Source organism: Lawsonella clevelandensis, from assembly GCF_001293125.1.
In the GTDB taxonomy this organism is placed as follows: Bacteria; Actinomycetota; Actinomycetes; order Mycobacteriales; family Mycobacteriaceae; genus Lawsonella; species Lawsonella clevelandensis.
This window is the reverse complement of record NZ_CP009312.1, coordinates 1,328,988-1,344,698: the sequence shown is the minus strand read 5'-3', so window position 1 is coordinate 1,344,698 and position 15,711 is coordinate 1,328,988. Positions and strand designations below refer to the sequence as shown.

Below are 15,711 nucleotides of genomic sequence, written 5' to 3'. Positions count from 1 at the left end.
TTCTTTTCCGGCTTTGTCGACTGGTCGATGACGAGTCGCCTGCTTACCTATGATTTCGTGCAGCATGCCCTTATCGCGGCGGTACTGTTGGGCCTCATCTCTGGCCTTATCGGCCCGTTCATTGTGATGCGGCAAATGTCTTTCTCCGTCCACGGTACCTCCGAACTGGCCCTGACCGGCGCGGCGGCGGCACTCCTTATCGGTGCGTCCGTCGGAGTGGGTGCCATTGTGGGATCGGTTATCGCCGCCCTCATCTTCGGCATTATGGGAAAGAAGGCGCATGAGCGAGATAGCACCATTGGGGTGGTGTTGTCCTTTGGCCTCGGTCTGGCCGTCCTCTTCCTCCATCTCTACCCTGGCCGTACGGGAAGCCAGTTCTCGCTGCTCACCGGCCAGATTGTCAGTGTCTCCGACAGCCACCTGACCACACTTGGGGTGGTGACGGTGGTGGTTGTGGTGACACTGCTGGTGATTGGTCGACCGCTGCTGTTCTCGTCTGTAGACGACTATGTGGCCGAGTCCCGGGGTGTGCCGGTACGGCTGGTGAACGGAGTGTTCGCAGTCTTGGTGGGGTTGGTGGCCGCAGAGGGCGTGCAGATTGTGGGTGCCCTGCTGGTGCTCAACCTACTGGTAACACCAGGCGCAGCAGCTCTCCAAGTGACGAAGCGCCCCGGCATGGCGGTACTGCTTTCAGTAGTCTTCGCGGAGATTTCGGCGGTGGGCGGCATTCTCTTGTCGCTCGCCCCGGGAGTGCCCCTGTCGGTCTTTGTGACCTTCCTGAGCTTCCTCATCTACCTCATCTGTCGAGTTATCCCGCAAAAGGCTTAAGGCGCCGCTGCCGGGCAAACTCGGACAGCACTACACCACAGGCCACGGAGGCATTCAAACTCTCCACGTCACTGGCCATCGGAATGGACATAATGGAGTCGCAGTTCTCCGACACGAGACGGGAAATACCCTTCCCTTCGGAACCGACCACCACTACTACGGGACCGCTGCCGTCGTAGGTGTCCAGGGTCGCGTCACCACCCGCATCCAACCCCACAATCTGGCAGCCAGCCTTAGCGAAGGCCTGTACCGTACGGGTGAGGTTAGTGGCGCGTGCGACGGGCAGACGGGCGGCGGTACCCGCAGAGGTACGCCATGCCACCGCCGTCATGGAGGCACTCCGGCGCTCCGGAATCACTACACCGTGCCCACCAAAGGCGGCAGTGGAACGCACCGCCGCACCTAGGTTGCGTGGGTCGGTGATGTTGTCGAGCACCACGATGAGAGGTGCTTCCCCCCTCTCCCGGGCGATGTCGATGAGCTCGGCAGGATCAGCGTATTCGTAGGCCGGAATCTCCAGGGCAATACCCTGGTGCATGCCGTTCTCGGAGAGTCGGTCGAGTTCCTTGCGGGATACTTCCTGGATGGGTAGTCCTAGCGCCTTGGCGGTGTTGATGGCTTCGGTGAGGCGATCATCGTTGCTGGTGCCCTGTGCAATGTAGAGGGCGGTGGCGGGGACTTCTGCTCGCAGGCACTCCAGTACCGGGTTACGGCCCAGCACCATCTCCGGCAGGTCACGCATATTGACGTTGCGGCGACGCTGGCCGACTTGCCGTTTACGGGCGACGCGCTCCTGCTTATCGGCATACCAGTGCCGATCCTGCGCTTTAGGGGTGGCACCCCGGCCTTGCAGAGCCCGACGACCCTTCCCCCCAGACCCTTTTACCTGGCCTTTTTTGGTACCGGCGCGGCGGACGGCGCCACGGCGCCCAGAGTTGCCTGCCATTTACTTCTCCTCCTGCAGGGACCATTCCGGCCCAGCTGCCGTATCGGTGATGACGATACCGGCCTCGTTGAGGCGATCGCGCACCTCATCGGCGACCGCCCAGTTCTTTTCTGCGCGGGCGGCGGCACGTCGGTCAAGTTCTGCGCCCACCAGCACATCCAGCGCCTCCATGGCGCGGGTACTAGTGGACGTGCTGTTATCCCGCCACTGCTCGGACAGCGGGTCAATACCCAGCACATCTGCCATAGCACGGACGTTACCAGCGATTTCATGGGCTCGCTGCTGATCCCCGGATTCCAGGGCAGCATTTCCAGCCCGCACCTGGGTGTGAATTTCGGCAAGGGCAGCAGGCACGCCAAGGTCATCGTCGAGTGCCCGCTCGAATGCGTCAGTCCAGGTGGTTATCTGGGGTTCACTGCCGGTGCGGCTGACTACCCGCTGGAGGAAGGCTTCAATACGGCGGTAGCCGACGGCGGCTTCTTGCAAGGCTTCCTCAGAGTACTCGAGCATGCTGCGGTAGTTGGCGGAGCCCAGGTAGTAGCGCAGTTCCACGGGGCGCACCTTTTCCAGCATGTTGGGGATAGAGAGGGTGTTGCCGAGGGACTTGCTCATCTTTTCCCCGGACATAGTGACCCAGCCATTGTGCAGCCAGTAGTGGGCGAAGCCGTCACCCGCGCCGTGGGCCTGGGCAATCTCGTTCTCGTGGTGAGGGAACTGCAGGTCCAGGCCCCCACAGTGGATGTCGAATTCAGCGCCGAGGTAGGTGGTGGACATGACGGAGCACTCGATGTGCCAACCGGGGCGTCCCGGCCCCCACGGGGTGGGCCAGCTGGGTTCGCCGGGCTTGGCGGCTTTCCAGAGGGCAAAGTCAAGGTGAGAGTGTTTGCCGGTGCCGGCAGAGTCCCCTTCTTCCATGTCGTCAATTTTCTGGCCGGACAGGCAACCGTAGTCGCCCTTCGGGTCCTTGGACCATTTGGCGAGGTCAAAGTAGACGTTGCCCTCGGCGGCGTAGGCGTAGCCTTCGTCAATAATGCGCTGGATGTACTCCACCATTTGGGTGACATGCCCGGTGGCGCGTGGTTCTACGGAGGGAGGCAGCACGCCCAGCATGTTGTAGGCCTTGGTGAACTCGCGCTCAAAGGTGGACACCCATTCCCACCAGGGACGGCCGTTTTCAGCTGCCTTGGTGAGGATCTTGTCGTCAATGTCGGTGATGTTACGGACAAAGGCGACGTCGTTACCTTTCGCAAGGCACCAGCGGCGGAGAATGTCGAACGCTACGCCGGAACGCACATGGCCAATGTGCGGATAGGTTTGCGGCGTCGCTCCACACAAGTAGATGGAGACGTGCCCGGGTGTGACGGGCTCGAAGTCGCGGATGGTTCGGCTAGCAGTGTCATAAAGTCGCAAGGTCACACGGTCAATTTTAGAGGAATCCGCCGCGTAAAGACACTTTCCAGGGTGTTTACCACGGGGCGAGTCTATTCGTCGAGGGGGGCATCCACGCCGTCACCCAACTCCACTCCCAGAGTGTCGGCGATAACTTGAGAAACCGCCTGAGCATACTCGCTAGACATAACGAGTGCGGTGGCAACGGCCCCCACGCCTTCTCCACGGCCGGCAAAGCCGAGCTTGTCGGTGGAGGTAGCCAAGACGGAAACCGGGGCACCCAGGATCTCAGTGAGGACCTGTTCTGCTTCCAGCCGGCGTGGGCCCATCTTGGGGCGATTTCCCACCATCTGTACGGTGGCGTTGAGAACCACCCAGCCGTTATCGGCAAGGAGTTCGCGGGTTTCAGTGAGCAGCCGCTCCCCGGTGACGTCGTCGTATTCGGGGCGCCCGACACCGAAGATGGTACCGAGGTCCCCGATGCCGGCGGCGGAGAGGAGTGCATCGATGAGCGCATGGACGACCACGTCGGCGTCTGAGTGCCCGGCGCATCCGTCATCGTCAGGGAAGTGCAGGCCGGCCATCCAGCAGGCCCGCCCGGGTTGCACCTGGTGAGCATCGGTGCCTACCCCGACGCGGGGAAAGAAGTTGCGCCAGTTCGCGTTCTCCATAGAGAGTTATCCTTCGCATTCCTCATCTGCCAGAAGCTGGGCGAGGCGTAAATCGGTGGGGGTAGTGATTTTGAAGGCCTCTTCACTCCCCGGCACGGTGGCGACGCCCAGCTGGTACTTCTCCAGCAGGGTGGCGTCATCGGTGGTGGTGAGCTCTTCGTCCTTGGCAGCCTGGTGGACTGTCCAGAGAAGTTTAGCGTCGAAGCCTTGCGGCGTTTGCACTCGGCGGAGGCGCGTGCGGTCCGGGGTGCCCAAGACATTGTCTGCACTGTCTACCATTTTCACGGTATCGACCATGGGGAGGACGGGAATGACACCGGCGGCGATATCCTCCGCCATGAGAGCTCGAACCTTTTCCGTCACCTCTGTGAACAGTTCGGTGGGGGCGAAGCAGCGGGCGGCATCGTGAATGAGGACGATACCGACGGTCTCATCGGCATCGTCACGCATGAGGTATTTGAGACCCTCATAGATGGAGTCGGAGCGGAGTACGCCCCCGGGGAATACTCGCATGGGGGTGGACAGGGACAGCTCGCGGGCTTGTTCTTGGGCAGTGGCGCACATCTCGAAAGAGGCCATGATGATGATTTCATCAACGGCGGTACTGGCGTCTATGCGCCGCAATGTGTGCTGCAGCAAGGTGTAGTCGCCTACCCGGACGAAGGCTTTGGGACGGTCAGCACCAAGCCGATGACCTGCGCCAGCGGCGGCAACAATGGCGACAACCTTCCCATCTTTCCGGCTTGAAGCAGATTCAACCATAAGCTTCCTCTCCTCTAACTGAGGGGCTCCCTAGGAACAGTTGGTAGTGAAATAGGGTATCGAGTTATAGACGTTGATCGGTGTGATTCGAGTTATGTACTCCAGTAATAAGGGGAGTAGAGATGAGCCCAGTATCGGGACACATTTCGGACCCGTCGCCCTCCTCCTGTTTTACTTTTTATCCGCTGCTTCCTTTTCAGCTTCAGCAGCGGCCTGGCGAGCACGCTCTCCCTCAGCCAGAATGGTGTTGATCTGTTCGTCGCGCTCGGTCTCTTGTGAGCCTTCCGCTAGTGCAAGTTCACCGACCAGCACTTGGCGGGCCTTCGACAGCATGCGTTTTTCACCTGCGGACAGCCCACGATCCTGCTCGCGGCGCCAGAGGTCCCGGACCACTTCGGCCACCTTATTGACGTCACCAGAGGCCAACTTTTCCTGGTTGGCCTTGTAGCGTCGTGACCAGTTGGTGGGCTCTTCCACATGGGGGGTACGCAACACGTCAAAGACCCGCTCTAGGCCTTCCGCGTCGACGACGTCCCGAACGCCAACTTCTTCCACGTTCTTGCGGGGGACGCGAACGACGAGATCGGATTGCTGGATGTGAAGCACCAAATACTCGGTGGGCTCGCCCTTAAGAGTACGAGTTTCGATTTCGACGATTTGGGCTGCCCCGTGGTGGGGGTAGACGACGACGTCGCCGACGTTAAATTCCATGTGGTGTATTCCCCTTTCAACCGCCCCATTCTACCACGTTCCTGACCTGCGTTTTTAATGCACTGGTAGGCTCTTAGCGGGGAGCGAAAAGGAGTGCCGCTGCTACCGCTGAAAAGACTGCCCGCTACTGAGCCGGTTGCGAGCCGCTCGAGGTCTTCTGCGGGGTGCGCTTCTGTGTACTCTTCTTCGTCGTTGCAGACGTAGACGGGGCGGTGGTGTCGTCGCCGTTCTCCGTCACCGCAGTATCATCCTCGCCCGCGGGCACCACATTGAAAGTAGCCGGCTCACCCATCTGTGCGTTCAGCAAAGTGTAGAGCTTATAGGCGCCTGGACCAACCGGGGCAGCCTGCGCAGAGCAATTCCCGTCGGCGTTCTGGCGGGTGCCCTCCCAGTTCACGGTAAAGCGGCGGGTCTCCCCCGGTTCCAGCACCTCTTTGCGATTCTCGGCAGAGGTGTAGCAGATCTCCGACTTCCACACCGGGCGGTTCGCCTTCATAGTGTAGATCTCGTAGCGCTGGTGGGCAGCACCCAATTCAGCCTTACACGCCTTCTTTGACGTATTGGTGATCTTCATAATGAGTGGCAGGTTATTACCCTGCGCTACATTAGGACGACCCACCTGAGCCTCAATCTTGAGGGCCCCGGAGGCACACTCGGGGGCGTTGGAGGGTTTCTCAGTCACCATCGCGGTAGAGGACACCGTCACTGTCGAAGGACCAGTGGCAGAAGAGTTTTTGTCTCCACCCTTGTTGACGGCCTTCACAACACCCCACACGATGAGGATGAGCACGACAACAATGACAGCAATCGCCACCATACGGCGACGCCGGTAAATCTCGGGCGGCAGCTGACCTTGTTGATCGCGGTAATCGCGGTGTTCCATGCTCACACCTTCACGATAACCAAAATTGGGGGCGCTGGCTGCTCATTGCCGTCCTGTGTCTTAGACTGGCCACGTGACGACCAGCTATCTCTCCACTCCCGCAGCCCACCAGCGTATCCTCAGTTGGTTTGCGGAAGCACGCCGCCCCTTTCCCTGGCGGGACCCTCGTACCAACGCCTGGGGTGTACTGGTCTCGGAAGTCATGAGCCAACAGACCCCCATGACCCGTGTGGAGCCCCTCTGGCGGGACTGGATGGAACGCTGGCCCCACCCCAGTGACCTGGGTAAAGAGCCCACTGCGGAGGTTGTGCGGGCATGGGGCAAGCTCGGCTACCCACGCCGCGCCCTCCGCCTCCGGGAATGCGCCCAAGTAGTGGCAGCACAGTACCAGGACACGGTGCCGCGAAACGTGGAGACGCTACTCTCCCTCCCCGGGGTCGGCTCGTATACCGCGCGGGCAGTGGCCTGTTTCGCTTACGGCGATAATGTGCCCGTCGTTGACACTAATGTGCGGCGCGTCGTCGCCCGCGTGGAGCACGGCAAACCAGACCAAGGGAAGCCCCGCGAGAAAGCGGACCTGGCGGAAGTGGCAGCTCTGCTGCCGGAGGACTCAGCCACGGGGGCCAGATTCTCAGCCGCGCTGATGGAGTTCGGGGCGCTGGTGTGTACCGCCCGGACACCCCGCTGTGAGGAGTGTGTACTGTCCGATGCCTGTGCGTGGCTGGCCGCCGGGAAACCCGTGTGGGATGACGACACGCATGGCCGCCGCCCAACCCCACAGAAGTTTACGGGCACCGACCGGCAGGTGCGGGGTCTACTGCTGGATGTGGTGCGGGAGCAGCCCGGTGGAGTGAAAAAAGCGGTACTGGATATGGTGTGGCCGGATGCGATACAACGCGAACGGGCACTGCAATCCCTGCTGGCAGATGGGCTGATGGAGTGCTCCGCGGCGGGCCTCTATGGGTTAGCCGGAGAACTAAGCTAGCCGCGGCAAAAACTCGCCCACCTGCCGGCCGGTAGCGCACCGATTTACCATCGTGAACAACATGCCTGGGAGCAGTGGGCAGCAGCGTAGGACCTATTGTGCGGCGAGAGTCGCATCAACCAGACGCTCCAGGTCGGAGACCGTCCACCCCGGATAGCCGTGCAAGCACACCGTCCACTCTTCCGGGATAGCCGAAGCCCCCCAACAGGCTCCCAACAACGCGCCGGCAATGCTCGCCACCGTATCGGTGTCCTGGCCCAAGGACACCGCCTTCCGCAGTGCCGCCTGGAAGTGTTCGCTACCCCGACCCGGCGTCGTGGCAATAGCATGCCACGCACACACCAGCGCATCCACAACCCAGCCATTTGTCTCCACATGGGCGGAGACATCGGGCTGTTCCGCCACCTGGAACTGCTTCACCCAGAAACGCTGCTCCTCGGTATCGGCATAATTCTGCAGGTAAGCTGGCACACCCTGCACCGTTCCCACCAGGATGGCGTGGCGGATAGCGTTCGTCCACAGCCGGCAGGCCTGCCGGGCGCGCAGGTCGTAGTGGGTCAGATCAGAAATCGCCCCCGCCGCCTCGACAGCCTCGCCGCCTTTCCCCTCCCCCAGGTACGGCAGTGCTACCGGGGCAGTCCGCATCAACGACCCATTGCCCCCTTTACGAGTGCCCGGCAAATGTTTGGAATCCCGCAATAGTGCCTCGGCGGTACAAGCGCCGCTCGCCCCCAACACCCGCTTTGTCTGTGCGCCGATCGCGGGCGGGTTGCTCTCTGCCCAGTCCTGAAACCCTGCAGCAACACTATCCAGCGCTGTAGCAGAGCGCAGCTCATGGTGAGTAGCAGCCGTCTGCAGGATGACGGTGCTCATGGCGGTATCATCCGTCCACTCGCCTTTCTCCCGCTCCAGGCGTGTGGCCCCGGCACGCATCTCAATCTCGCCTTGATCGGCGATCTCGGTGGCGGACAGGAATTCATAGGAGGCCCCCAGTGCGTCACCCACCGCAGCTCCCAGTACGGCGCCCAAAGCCCGGTCGCGAATGGTCTCGTCCAACATGTGAACCTCCCAGATAGACAACCTGCGCCGCAGGGAAGACAAGGGTAGCAGATCTGGTGACGATAAAACTGGCCCCAGTCTACCCGACTGTGGCTCCCCTTCCTTGGGTAGGATGAAGCCATCCCCTCCGCCTCACTGTGAGGACAACACCCGTGACTATCGTTAACCACCACGGCACCACCACGCGCCGGGCAGTCCGCAGCACTGCCGCCGCCACCGCCGCCCTCGCCCTCACCACCGGGCTCCTCGCGGGCACCGCGCAGGCCGGCCCCAGCCCCGTCTACAAGGTGCTCCCCACCACCCCTTGGTACGTCAATGACGTTGCCGGCATGCCCGCTCCCTTCCGGGGACCACGGAAAATTGACGTGTCGGCTCCGCACGCAAAAACCCTGCACGCCCACCACCCCAACGCAGCTCCCCCTGGAGCTGACGACTGGAACTGCCAGCCCAGCAAAGAACACCCCAACCCCGTCATCCTTGTCCACGGCACCAGCGATCGCCCCGTGTACGCCTGGAACGCCCTCGCTCCGCTTCTCAAAAACGCTGGCTACTGCGTCTTCGCCCCCAGCTATGGCATTATCCTGGGTGGCAATGGAGACGGCGCCATGGACAAGGTCGAGAATTCCGCTCTGCAGCTGAAAGCCTGGGTGGAGCTAGTGCTGGCCAAAACCCGTGCCGAGAAGGTCGATATTGTGGGCCACTCGCAGGGCGGCATGATGCCCTTCTACTACATGAATTTCCTCGACGGGTACAAGAAGGTCAACCGTGTGGTGGCTATCTCCCCCTCCCTGCGCGGTACCGATGCCTTCGGCCTCCTCAACGACCAGGCTGCCACGGATCGGGTGACGGCATTGGGCGGCGACCTCATCTCACCTTCACAGAAGGACCAGATGAAAGGCTCTGCGTTCCTCCGCAAGCTGCACACGCGTCCGCTCACCCATCCCAGTGTGGGCTACACCGTCATCACCACCCGTTATGACGATGTCGTCACCCCCTATACCTCCCAGTTCTTGCCTCCTGCCAGGAATGTGAAAAACATTGTGGTACAGGATCTCTGCTCCACGGACTTGACAGACCACTACGCTAATATCTTTGATCCCACCACCCTCAACACCGTCCTCCGCGCCCTCGACCACCGCTACCACGGCACTGTCCCCTGCGGCGTCTCTTTCCCCTACATTGGTGGGTACGTTCCGCTCCCCCAAGAGGGGACAACCACTGCCGCAACAGCCACCAAGAAGGCTCTGCCCAAGGCTTTTTACGGCCCTCAACCGGTAGTGATGAACAAGCTCAAAGCACAGCAGGCCGGGCTGAAAGACAAAAACGCTACCCCTGCCGGCGCTAACTATTTTGACCCCGCCCTCGCTGCCCGCCATCCGCGACCCATCATCCTCGTCCACGGCACCTACGAGAACGCCAGCTCTAGCTGGATCGCCCTGGCACCCCTCCTCCGCAATGCCGGATTCAACGTCTTCACCTTCAACTACGGCCGAATGAGCGCACAATCCACCGCAGGCGGAATCGGCGACCTGCGCGACTCCGCCAAAGAACTCGCTGCTGAAGTGGCTAAAGTCCGTGCTCTCACCGGCGCCCGCCAAGTCGACCTGGTGGGCCACTCGCTGGGCGGCCTCATGCCGCACTGGTACCTCACCAAACTAGATGGATGGAAGTACGTGCGTAACGTTGTGGCTCTAGCCCCCGCCAACAAGGGCACGTTCAACTCCATCACCGCCAAGTTCTTTGGCATGGAGCTGGGGCCCTCCCTCGACCAGATGCTGCCCACGTCGGACTTTGTGAAAGAGCTATGGAGCAGCGGTACACCCACACACCCGGCGGTGCACTACACCTCCATCGCCACCATTTATGAGGACGCGGTTGTGCCCCAGTGGTCCAGCTACCTACCGAAAGCCTCCAACGTTACGAACATCACGTTGCAGAGCACATACCCGCTGGACTTCGCCGACCACTATGCGCTGCCCTATGACCCGTACGCCCTCTACGAGGTGGTGCACGCCCTCGACCCGCGTATCACGTGGACGATGCCACGCGGGGTGGTGCCGTTCTACTTTGGTGGGTTCATCCCGCTCGGTTAAGGCAGCCGCACACTAGCCATACAGGCCACATATAAGCTGCATACTGGCCACACACAGACCGCACAGACAGGCCAACAGACGCAGACAGGCCAACAGACGAGAGGTGCTTGCTTCCCTTGGGAAGCAAGCACCTTTTCACGTTCTGACATGTTCCTCAGCTAGCTGAGGAACTCCTCATCATCCGACTCGGCGACAGCAGCGCCATCCGCGGACGTCAGCTCCTCGCTATGGGAAGCAAGGGGCACAATCTGCTCCGGCTCCGCCACCAGTTCGGGGGCATCGGCACCAGTAGCGGACCCATCATCAGCATCCACGACATCGCGGGGTGCCTCAGGCTTCACAACGGTGAAAGTGAAGAGGGCGTTGTCGTGGGAGTCTTCGCCGTCCCAGCCGTCGACTCCCACCTGGATGGTGTCGCCCGGCGCGAACTCGCCGAAGATAATCATCTCGGACAGCTCGTCCTCCACGTAGCGCTGAATGGTGCGACGCAGCGGACGGGCACCCAGCACCGGGTCGAAGCCGCGCTTGGCCAGCAGACACTTGGCCAGTTCAGTGACCTCCAAGGTGAGGTCCTGGTTGCGCAGCTGCTTCTGCACACCGCCCAGCATGAGGTCGACCATCTCCAAGATTTCGTCCTCGGTGAGCTGACGGAAGACGATGACATCATCAATACGGTTGAGGAACTCGGGGCGGAAGTGCTTCTTCATACCCTCGCGCACCTTGTTCTGCATTCGCTGATAGTTGTTCTCGTCCGCATTGGCGGAATCCTGGAAGCCCATGCCGACCGGCTTGGAAATATCCTGGGTGCCAATGTTGGAGGTGAAGATGATGACGGTGTTGCGGAAGTCCACCTCGCGACCCTGTCCGTCCGTCATGCGACCTTCGTCGAGAACCTGCATGAGGGAGTCGTAGACACGCTGGTGGGCCTTTTCGATCTCGTCGAAGAGCACCACGGAGAACGGCTTGCGACGCACCTTCTCGGTGAGCTGGCCACCCTCTTCGTAGCCCACGTATCCGGGGGAGGAACCGAAGAGGCGGGAGACCTGGTAGGCGTCGTGGTATTCGCCCATATCTACCGTGATGAGGGCATCATCGTCACCAAACAGGAACTCGGCCAATGCCTTCGACAGCTCAGTCTTACCCACACCGGAGGGGCCGGCGAAGATAAAGGTACCGGCGGGACGCTTCGGGTCTTTCAGGCCGGCGCGGGTGCGGCGGATCGCGCGGGACACGGCCTGCACTGCCTCATTCTGGCCGATGATGCGTTTGTGCAGCTCATCTTCCATATGCAGCAGACGGTTGGATTCAGACTCAGTGAGCTTGGCGACGGGGATACCGGTCCAGTTGGCCAACACCTCGGCAATGTTCTCGTCGTCCACGATCGCATCGGAGGCGGATTCGCCGTCCCGCCACTGCTGCTCGCGCACTTTCCGCTCAGCAATGAGCTTCTTCTCGTCGTCGCGCAGAGCGGCGGCCTTCTCGAAGTCCTGGTTGTCGATGGCGGATTCCTTGCGGCCGCGCACCTCGGCGATCTTGTCGTCGAACTCACGCAGGTCCGGCGGCGCGGTCATACGCTTAATGCGCAGGCGGGCACCGGCCTCATCGATCAGGTCGATGGCCTTATCCGGCAAGTAGCGGTCGGTGATGTAACGGGCAGACAGGTCTACGGCGCTGGTAATAGCAGCATCGGTGATAGTGACCTTGTGATGCTGTTCGTAGCGGTCGCGCAGGCCCTTGAGAATGTCGATAGCCATTTCCTGGGTCGGCTCCGGCACCTGAATGGGCTGGAAGCGGCGCTCCAGTGCGGCATCCTTCTCAATGTGCTTGTGATACTCGTCCATGGTGGTGGCGCCAATGCACTGAATTTCACCACGGGAGAGACGCGGCTTCAGAATGTTGGCAGCGTCAATGGAGCCCTCGGCGGCACCCGCACCTACCAGGGTGTGGATCTCGTCAATGAAGATAATAATGTCACCGCGCTGGGTGATTTCCTTGAGCACCTTCTTCATACGCTCTTCGAAATCACCGCGGTAGCGGGAGCCCGCCACCATGCTGGAGAGGTCAAGGCTGTAGAGCTGCTTGTTGGCGAGGATGTCTGGCACATCGTCGTGGGCAATTGCCAACGCGAGGCCTTCCACCACGGCCGTCTTGCCGACACCCGGCTCGCCAATGAGGCAGGGGTTGTTCTTGGTGCGGCGACACAACACCTGCATGATGCGTTCGATTTCCTTCTCACGCCCGATGACGGGGTCGAGCTTGCCTTCGCGGGCAGCTGCCGTGAGGTTACGGCCGAACTGGTCAAGCACCAGAGAGGTAGAGGGGGTGCCCCCGCGGCCGCGGGACGGGGAGGAGGAGGGTACTGAAGCAGCGGCCGCTGGCTCCTGGGTAGCCTCCAGAGAGGAAGAGCTCCCCTGGTAGCCGTTGAGCAGCTGAATGACCTGCTGACGCACACGCGGCAGATCCGCACCGAGGTTGGTGAGCACCTGGGCGGCGACACCCTCACCCTCGCGGATCAGGCCGAGCAGGATGTGCTCGGTTCCGATGTAATTGTGGCCTAGCTGCAGTGCCTCGCGGAGAGAGTACTCCAGGACCTTCTTGGCACGGGGGGTGAAAGGAATGTGGCCGGAGGGGGCTTGCGTGCCCTGCCCGATAATCTCCTCGACCTGCTCGCGCACAGATTCGAGGGAGATGTCCATGGCCTCAAGGGCCTTGGCGGCAACGCCTTCACCCTCGTGGATAAGTCCTAACAGGATGTGCTCGGTTCCGATGTAATTGTGGTTGAGCATGCGAGCCTCTTCTTGGGCCAGCACAACCACGCGGCGAGCGCGATCCGTAAACCGTTCGAACATTGGTCTCCCTACTTGTCTCTACGTTCTTATTCTATAGAACGCGCGAGCGGGCTAAATTGTTGCATTCGCATCAGGGTGCTTTTAAATGCTCACCTCACAGCCTACGGGGCTGAGAAATGCGTCACAAACCACCTTAGAAATTCCTGATCATACCTAGTTTTGCGACTTACCACCCCGCCAATTCCAGGAATTGAGACACCTACGCTACTAGCGTAAAAAGCAGGTACCGACACAAGGAGCGCGTCATGCCCGCACTGCACACAGATCCCCTCATTCAAGAACTCGTCGATAGTTACGCCGACTGGTTCCTACCCGGACGATGGCCCTACTCGGGAGAGATGACACGCAACCTGTGGCCCTATACCCACCTCTTCACCCCCATCCAGGTGAACTCCGTCTTCATCAAAAACCGCATCGTCATGGCCCCCATGGGCAACATCACCATGTGCGATGAATCCGGCCGCCCCAACGAACAGATGGTGGACTACCTCGTCGAGCGCGCGAAAGGCGGAGTGGGGCTCATCACCACTGGCCTCATCCCCTTCACCTTCGGCGTCGACCCCTCTCTTATCGAACCCGGAAACCTCACCTACTTTCCCCGCATCGATAACTCCCGCACCAACTTTGCCGGCTGGCGCGACCTCGCCCAAGGAGTCCACGCATACGGCTCCACAGTGTTCATTCAGCTGACGGCAGGACTGGGACGCGTCGGCAACCCCCAATGCCTCCTCAACGACCACAAACTGCCCGTCTCCGCCTCCTGGAACCCCAACTTCTACATGGGCACCGTCCCCTGTCGCCGCCTCACGAACCGCGAAATCAGAAAGATGGTGAAACTGGGTGGGCAGGCCGCCGCCAACGCCCAAGAGTGCGGATTGGACGGCGTCTACCTCCACGGCCATGAAGGCTACCTACTGGACCAGCTCACCAGTGGTGCCTGGAACCGCCGCAAACTCGGCCGCTACCGCGATCCACAACGCTTCGGGCTGGATCTCATCAAGGAAATTCGGCGCCGGGTTGGCCCCAAGTACCCCATCATGTACCGCATCGACCTCTCCCATGCCCTCAACGAAACATACGGGCAGACCATGTTCGAGACGGACATGAAAAAGTACGTCAACGGCCGCACCATAGAACAGACCCTCGACTATATGAAGAACCTGGTGAAGGCCGGCGTCGACATGTTTGACGTGGACCTGGGCTGCTACGACAACTGGTGGCTCGCCCACATGCCCAACGCCATGCCACCAGCCTGCTTCGCCGCCGTCTCCCGCTACGTCAAAGAAGCATTCGCTCGCGACGGCGTACTCTCCAACGCTGGACTGCCCGTCCCCATTGTGGAAGTCGGAAAACTGAACTACCCCGACACCGCCGAACAAGTACTGCGGGACGGTTCCGCCGACATGGTGATGCTCGGCCGTCCCTTGCTGGCCGACGAAGAATGGGCCAACAAAGCCTACCGGGGCGACGTCGACGACATCCGACCCTGTATCGGCTGCCAGGAAGGCTGCGTACACGAATTTGTGGCGGGTGGCCACCCGCTCTGTGCCGTCAACGCACGCACCGCCTTCGAATACGACATGCCGAAGGACCCCCTCCCCGCCGAACAACCCAAGAACGTGTACGTGATTGGCGGTGGCCCGGCCGGCTGCCTCACCGCCATCACTGCGGCGAAACGCGGCCACCACGTCACCCTGATAGAAAAGACTAACCAGCTGGGTGGCCAGATTGTGCCCGGCAGCCAGCCCGCGATTAAGTTCGACATCCAGCTCTACCTGGACTGGCTGCGACGCAAGGTCGCCGAGGCAGAACGCGATAACAACCTCACCGTGCTCATGAACACCACAGCCACTAGCGAGTGGGTACTCACCCAGCAACCAGACTCCGTCGTAGTCGCCGTCGGCAGTAGCCCCGTCACCCTGCCCATTCCCGGACAGAACACCAACCGCACCATGCTGGCCACCGATCTCCTCGTCCACCCTGAAGAACTGGAGGGCGTGCGGCGCGTCATAGTGGTGGGTGGCGGTGATGTGGGCTGCGAAGTGGCCTACTGGCTGCGCATGGAGCATCAGAAAGAGGTGACGGTGATCGAGATGGCGCCTCGTTTTATGGAGCACACCGTTACATCCAACCGCGGCATGCTCATCCACTATCTGGGCCGAGCGGGCGTCCCGTTGCTCAACTGCACCAAGGCAGTGGAGATCACGCCTCGTGGGCTGCGTGTGGAACGCAATCTGCACCCCTCCGTCCCCAACCCCTATGAGACCTGGCACCCCATTCTGCCACCCAACATCGAGAATCCGCTCGCACCAAAGATCAAGGAGCAGAACGAGATTCAGGAACTGCCGGGCGACCTCATCGTGTTCGCCTCCGGCTTGGCGGCAGACCACCAGCTCTTCACGGACCTACAGAGCGCCCACCACATTCCCGAAGTGAACGTCATCGCGGACGCGGTGAAACCCGGCCGCGTCATGGAAGCGGTGCAGGCGGCCGAACGCCTAGGGCGCGCACTCTAAACTGCTGCCCGTCGCCGAC

11 protein-coding genes and 1 pseudogene are annotated in these 15,711 nt (G+C 61.2%); 4 read left to right on the top strand and 8 right to left on the bottom strand.

All coding sequences use genetic code 11. The annotated features are described in order from the left end of the window. The first annotated feature begins 27 nt into the window (after positions 1-27). Entirely contained in the window at positions 28-828 is an 801-nt protein-coding gene (locus IY73_RS05680) for a metal ABC transporter permease (protein WP_053979216.1), read from the top strand. On the opposite strand, the gene rlmB is transcribed toward IY73_RS05680, so the two are convergent. From rlmB to IY73_RS05650, 6 genes and pseudogenes are all read right to left on the bottom strand, one after another. Further along, positions 809-1,774, bottom strand: coding sequence for a 23S rRNA (guanosine(2251)-2'-O)-methyltransferase RlmB (rlmB, locus tag IY73_RS05675; protein ID WP_053962236.1), 966 nt, complete (start codon positions 1,772-1,774; stop codon positions 809-811). The genes IY73_RS05680 and rlmB overlap by 20 nt on opposite strands. Continuing rightward, positions 1,775-3,190 (bottom strand): cysteine--tRNA ligase, encoded by a 1,416-nt coding sequence (gene cysS, locus IY73_RS05670; RefSeq protein WP_053962235.1) that lies wholly within the window; start codon positions 3,188-3,190, stop codon positions 1,775-1,777. A gap of 161 nt (positions 3,191-3,351) precedes the next feature. After that, positions 3,352-3,834 (bottom strand): annotated as a pseudogene (ispF, locus tag IY73_RS05665) (2-C-methyl-D-erythritol 2,4-cyclodiphosphate synthase); the annotation flags it as partial. Between the two features lie 6 nt (positions 3,835-3,840). Further along, a complete protein-coding gene (gene ispD / locus IY73_RS05660) occupies positions 3,841-4,596 on the bottom strand; it encodes a 2-C-methyl-D-erythritol 4-phosphate cytidylyltransferase (protein WP_053962234.1) in 756 nt (251 codons plus the stop codon). 171 nt (positions 4,597-4,767) lie between these two features. Continuing rightward, positions 4,768-5,307 carry a CarD family transcriptional regulator gene (locus IY73_RS05655; protein ID WP_053962233.1) on the bottom strand — a complete coding sequence of 180 codons (540 nt, stop codon included), beginning with the start codon at positions 5,305-5,307 and terminating at the stop codon, positions 4,768-4,770. A gap of 124 nt (positions 5,308-5,431) precedes the next feature. Continuing rightward, positions 5,432-6,190, bottom strand: a complete 759-nt coding sequence (locus tag IY73_RS05650) for a hypothetical protein (protein ID WP_053979060.1) — start codon at positions 6,188-6,190, stop codon at positions 5,432-5,434. 73 nt (positions 6,191-6,263) lie between these two features. Between IY73_RS05650 and IY73_RS05645 the strand changes: the two genes are divergently transcribed. After that, entirely contained in the window at positions 6,264-7,175 is a 912-nt protein-coding gene (locus IY73_RS05645; RefSeq protein ID WP_237023724.1) for an HhH-GPD family protein, read from the top strand. Positions 7,176-7,268: 93 nt separating this feature from the next. Here the strand turns inward: IY73_RS05645 and IY73_RS05640 are convergent, their stop codons facing one another. Next, positions 7,269-8,234 (bottom strand): ADP-ribosylglycohydrolase family protein, encoded by a 966-nt coding sequence (locus IY73_RS05640; protein WP_063665775.1) that lies wholly within the window; start codon positions 8,232-8,234, stop codon positions 7,269-7,271. 152 nt (positions 8,235-8,386) lie between these two features. Between IY73_RS05640 and IY73_RS05635 the strand changes: the two genes are divergently transcribed. Then, on the top strand, positions 8,387-10,327 hold the full coding sequence (locus IY73_RS05635) for an alpha/beta fold hydrolase (RefSeq protein ID WP_053979059.1): 1,941 nt from the start codon (positions 8,387-8,389) through the stop codon (positions 10,325-10,327). Positions 10,328-10,485: 158 nt separating this feature from the next. Here IY73_RS05635 and IY73_RS05630 read toward each other — a convergent pair whose 3' ends face one another. Continuing rightward, positions 10,486-13,176: an ATP-dependent Clp protease ATP-binding subunit gene (locus tag IY73_RS05630; protein WP_082346603.1), complete on the bottom strand. Its 2,691-nt coding sequence runs from the start codon at positions 13,174-13,176 to the stop codon at positions 10,486-10,488. A 245-nt stretch (positions 13,177-13,421) separates the two neighbouring features. On the opposite strand from IY73_RS05630, the gene IY73_RS05625 reads away from it, so the two are divergent. Further along, a complete protein-coding gene (locus tag IY73_RS05625) occupies positions 13,422-15,692 on the top strand; it encodes an oxidoreductase (RefSeq protein ID WP_053979058.1) in 2,271 nt (756 codons plus the stop codon). Positions 15,693-15,711 lie beyond the last annotated feature (19 nt).

What these genes read in the sequence shown, in the direction of transcription:
- rlmB (WP_053962236.1), bottom strand. Translation starts at nt 1,774, where the DNA reads ATGGCAGGCAACTCTGGGCGCCGTGGCGCCGTCCGCCGCGCCGGTACC.
- IY73_RS05680 (WP_053979216.1), top strand. Translation starts at nt 28, where the DNA reads ATGACGAGTCGCCTGCTTACCTATGATTTCGTGCAGCATGCCCTTATC.
- ispD (WP_053962234.1), bottom strand. Translation starts at nt 4,596, where the DNA reads ATGGTTGAATCTGCTTCAAGCCGGAAAGATGGGAAGGTTGTCGCCATT.
- IY73_RS05640 (WP_063665775.1), bottom strand. Translation starts at nt 8,234, where the DNA reads ATGTTGGACGAGACCATTCGCGACCGGGCTTTGGGCGCCGTACTGGGA.
- IY73_RS05625 (WP_053979058.1), top strand. Translation starts at nt 13,422, where the DNA reads ATGCCCGCACTGCACACAGATCCCCTCATTCAAGAACTCGTCGATAGT.
- IY73_RS05655 (WP_053962233.1), bottom strand. Translation starts at nt 5,307, where the DNA reads ATGGAATTTAACGTCGGCGACGTCGTCGTCTACCCCCACCACGGGGCA.
- IY73_RS05630 (WP_082346603.1), bottom strand. Translation starts at nt 13,176, where the DNA reads ATGTTCGAACGGTTTACGGATCGCGCTCGCCGCGTGGTTGTGCTGGCC.
- IY73_RS05650 (WP_053979060.1), bottom strand. Translation starts at nt 6,190, where the DNA reads ATGGAACACCGCGATTACCGCGATCAACAAGGTCAGCTGCCGCCCGAG.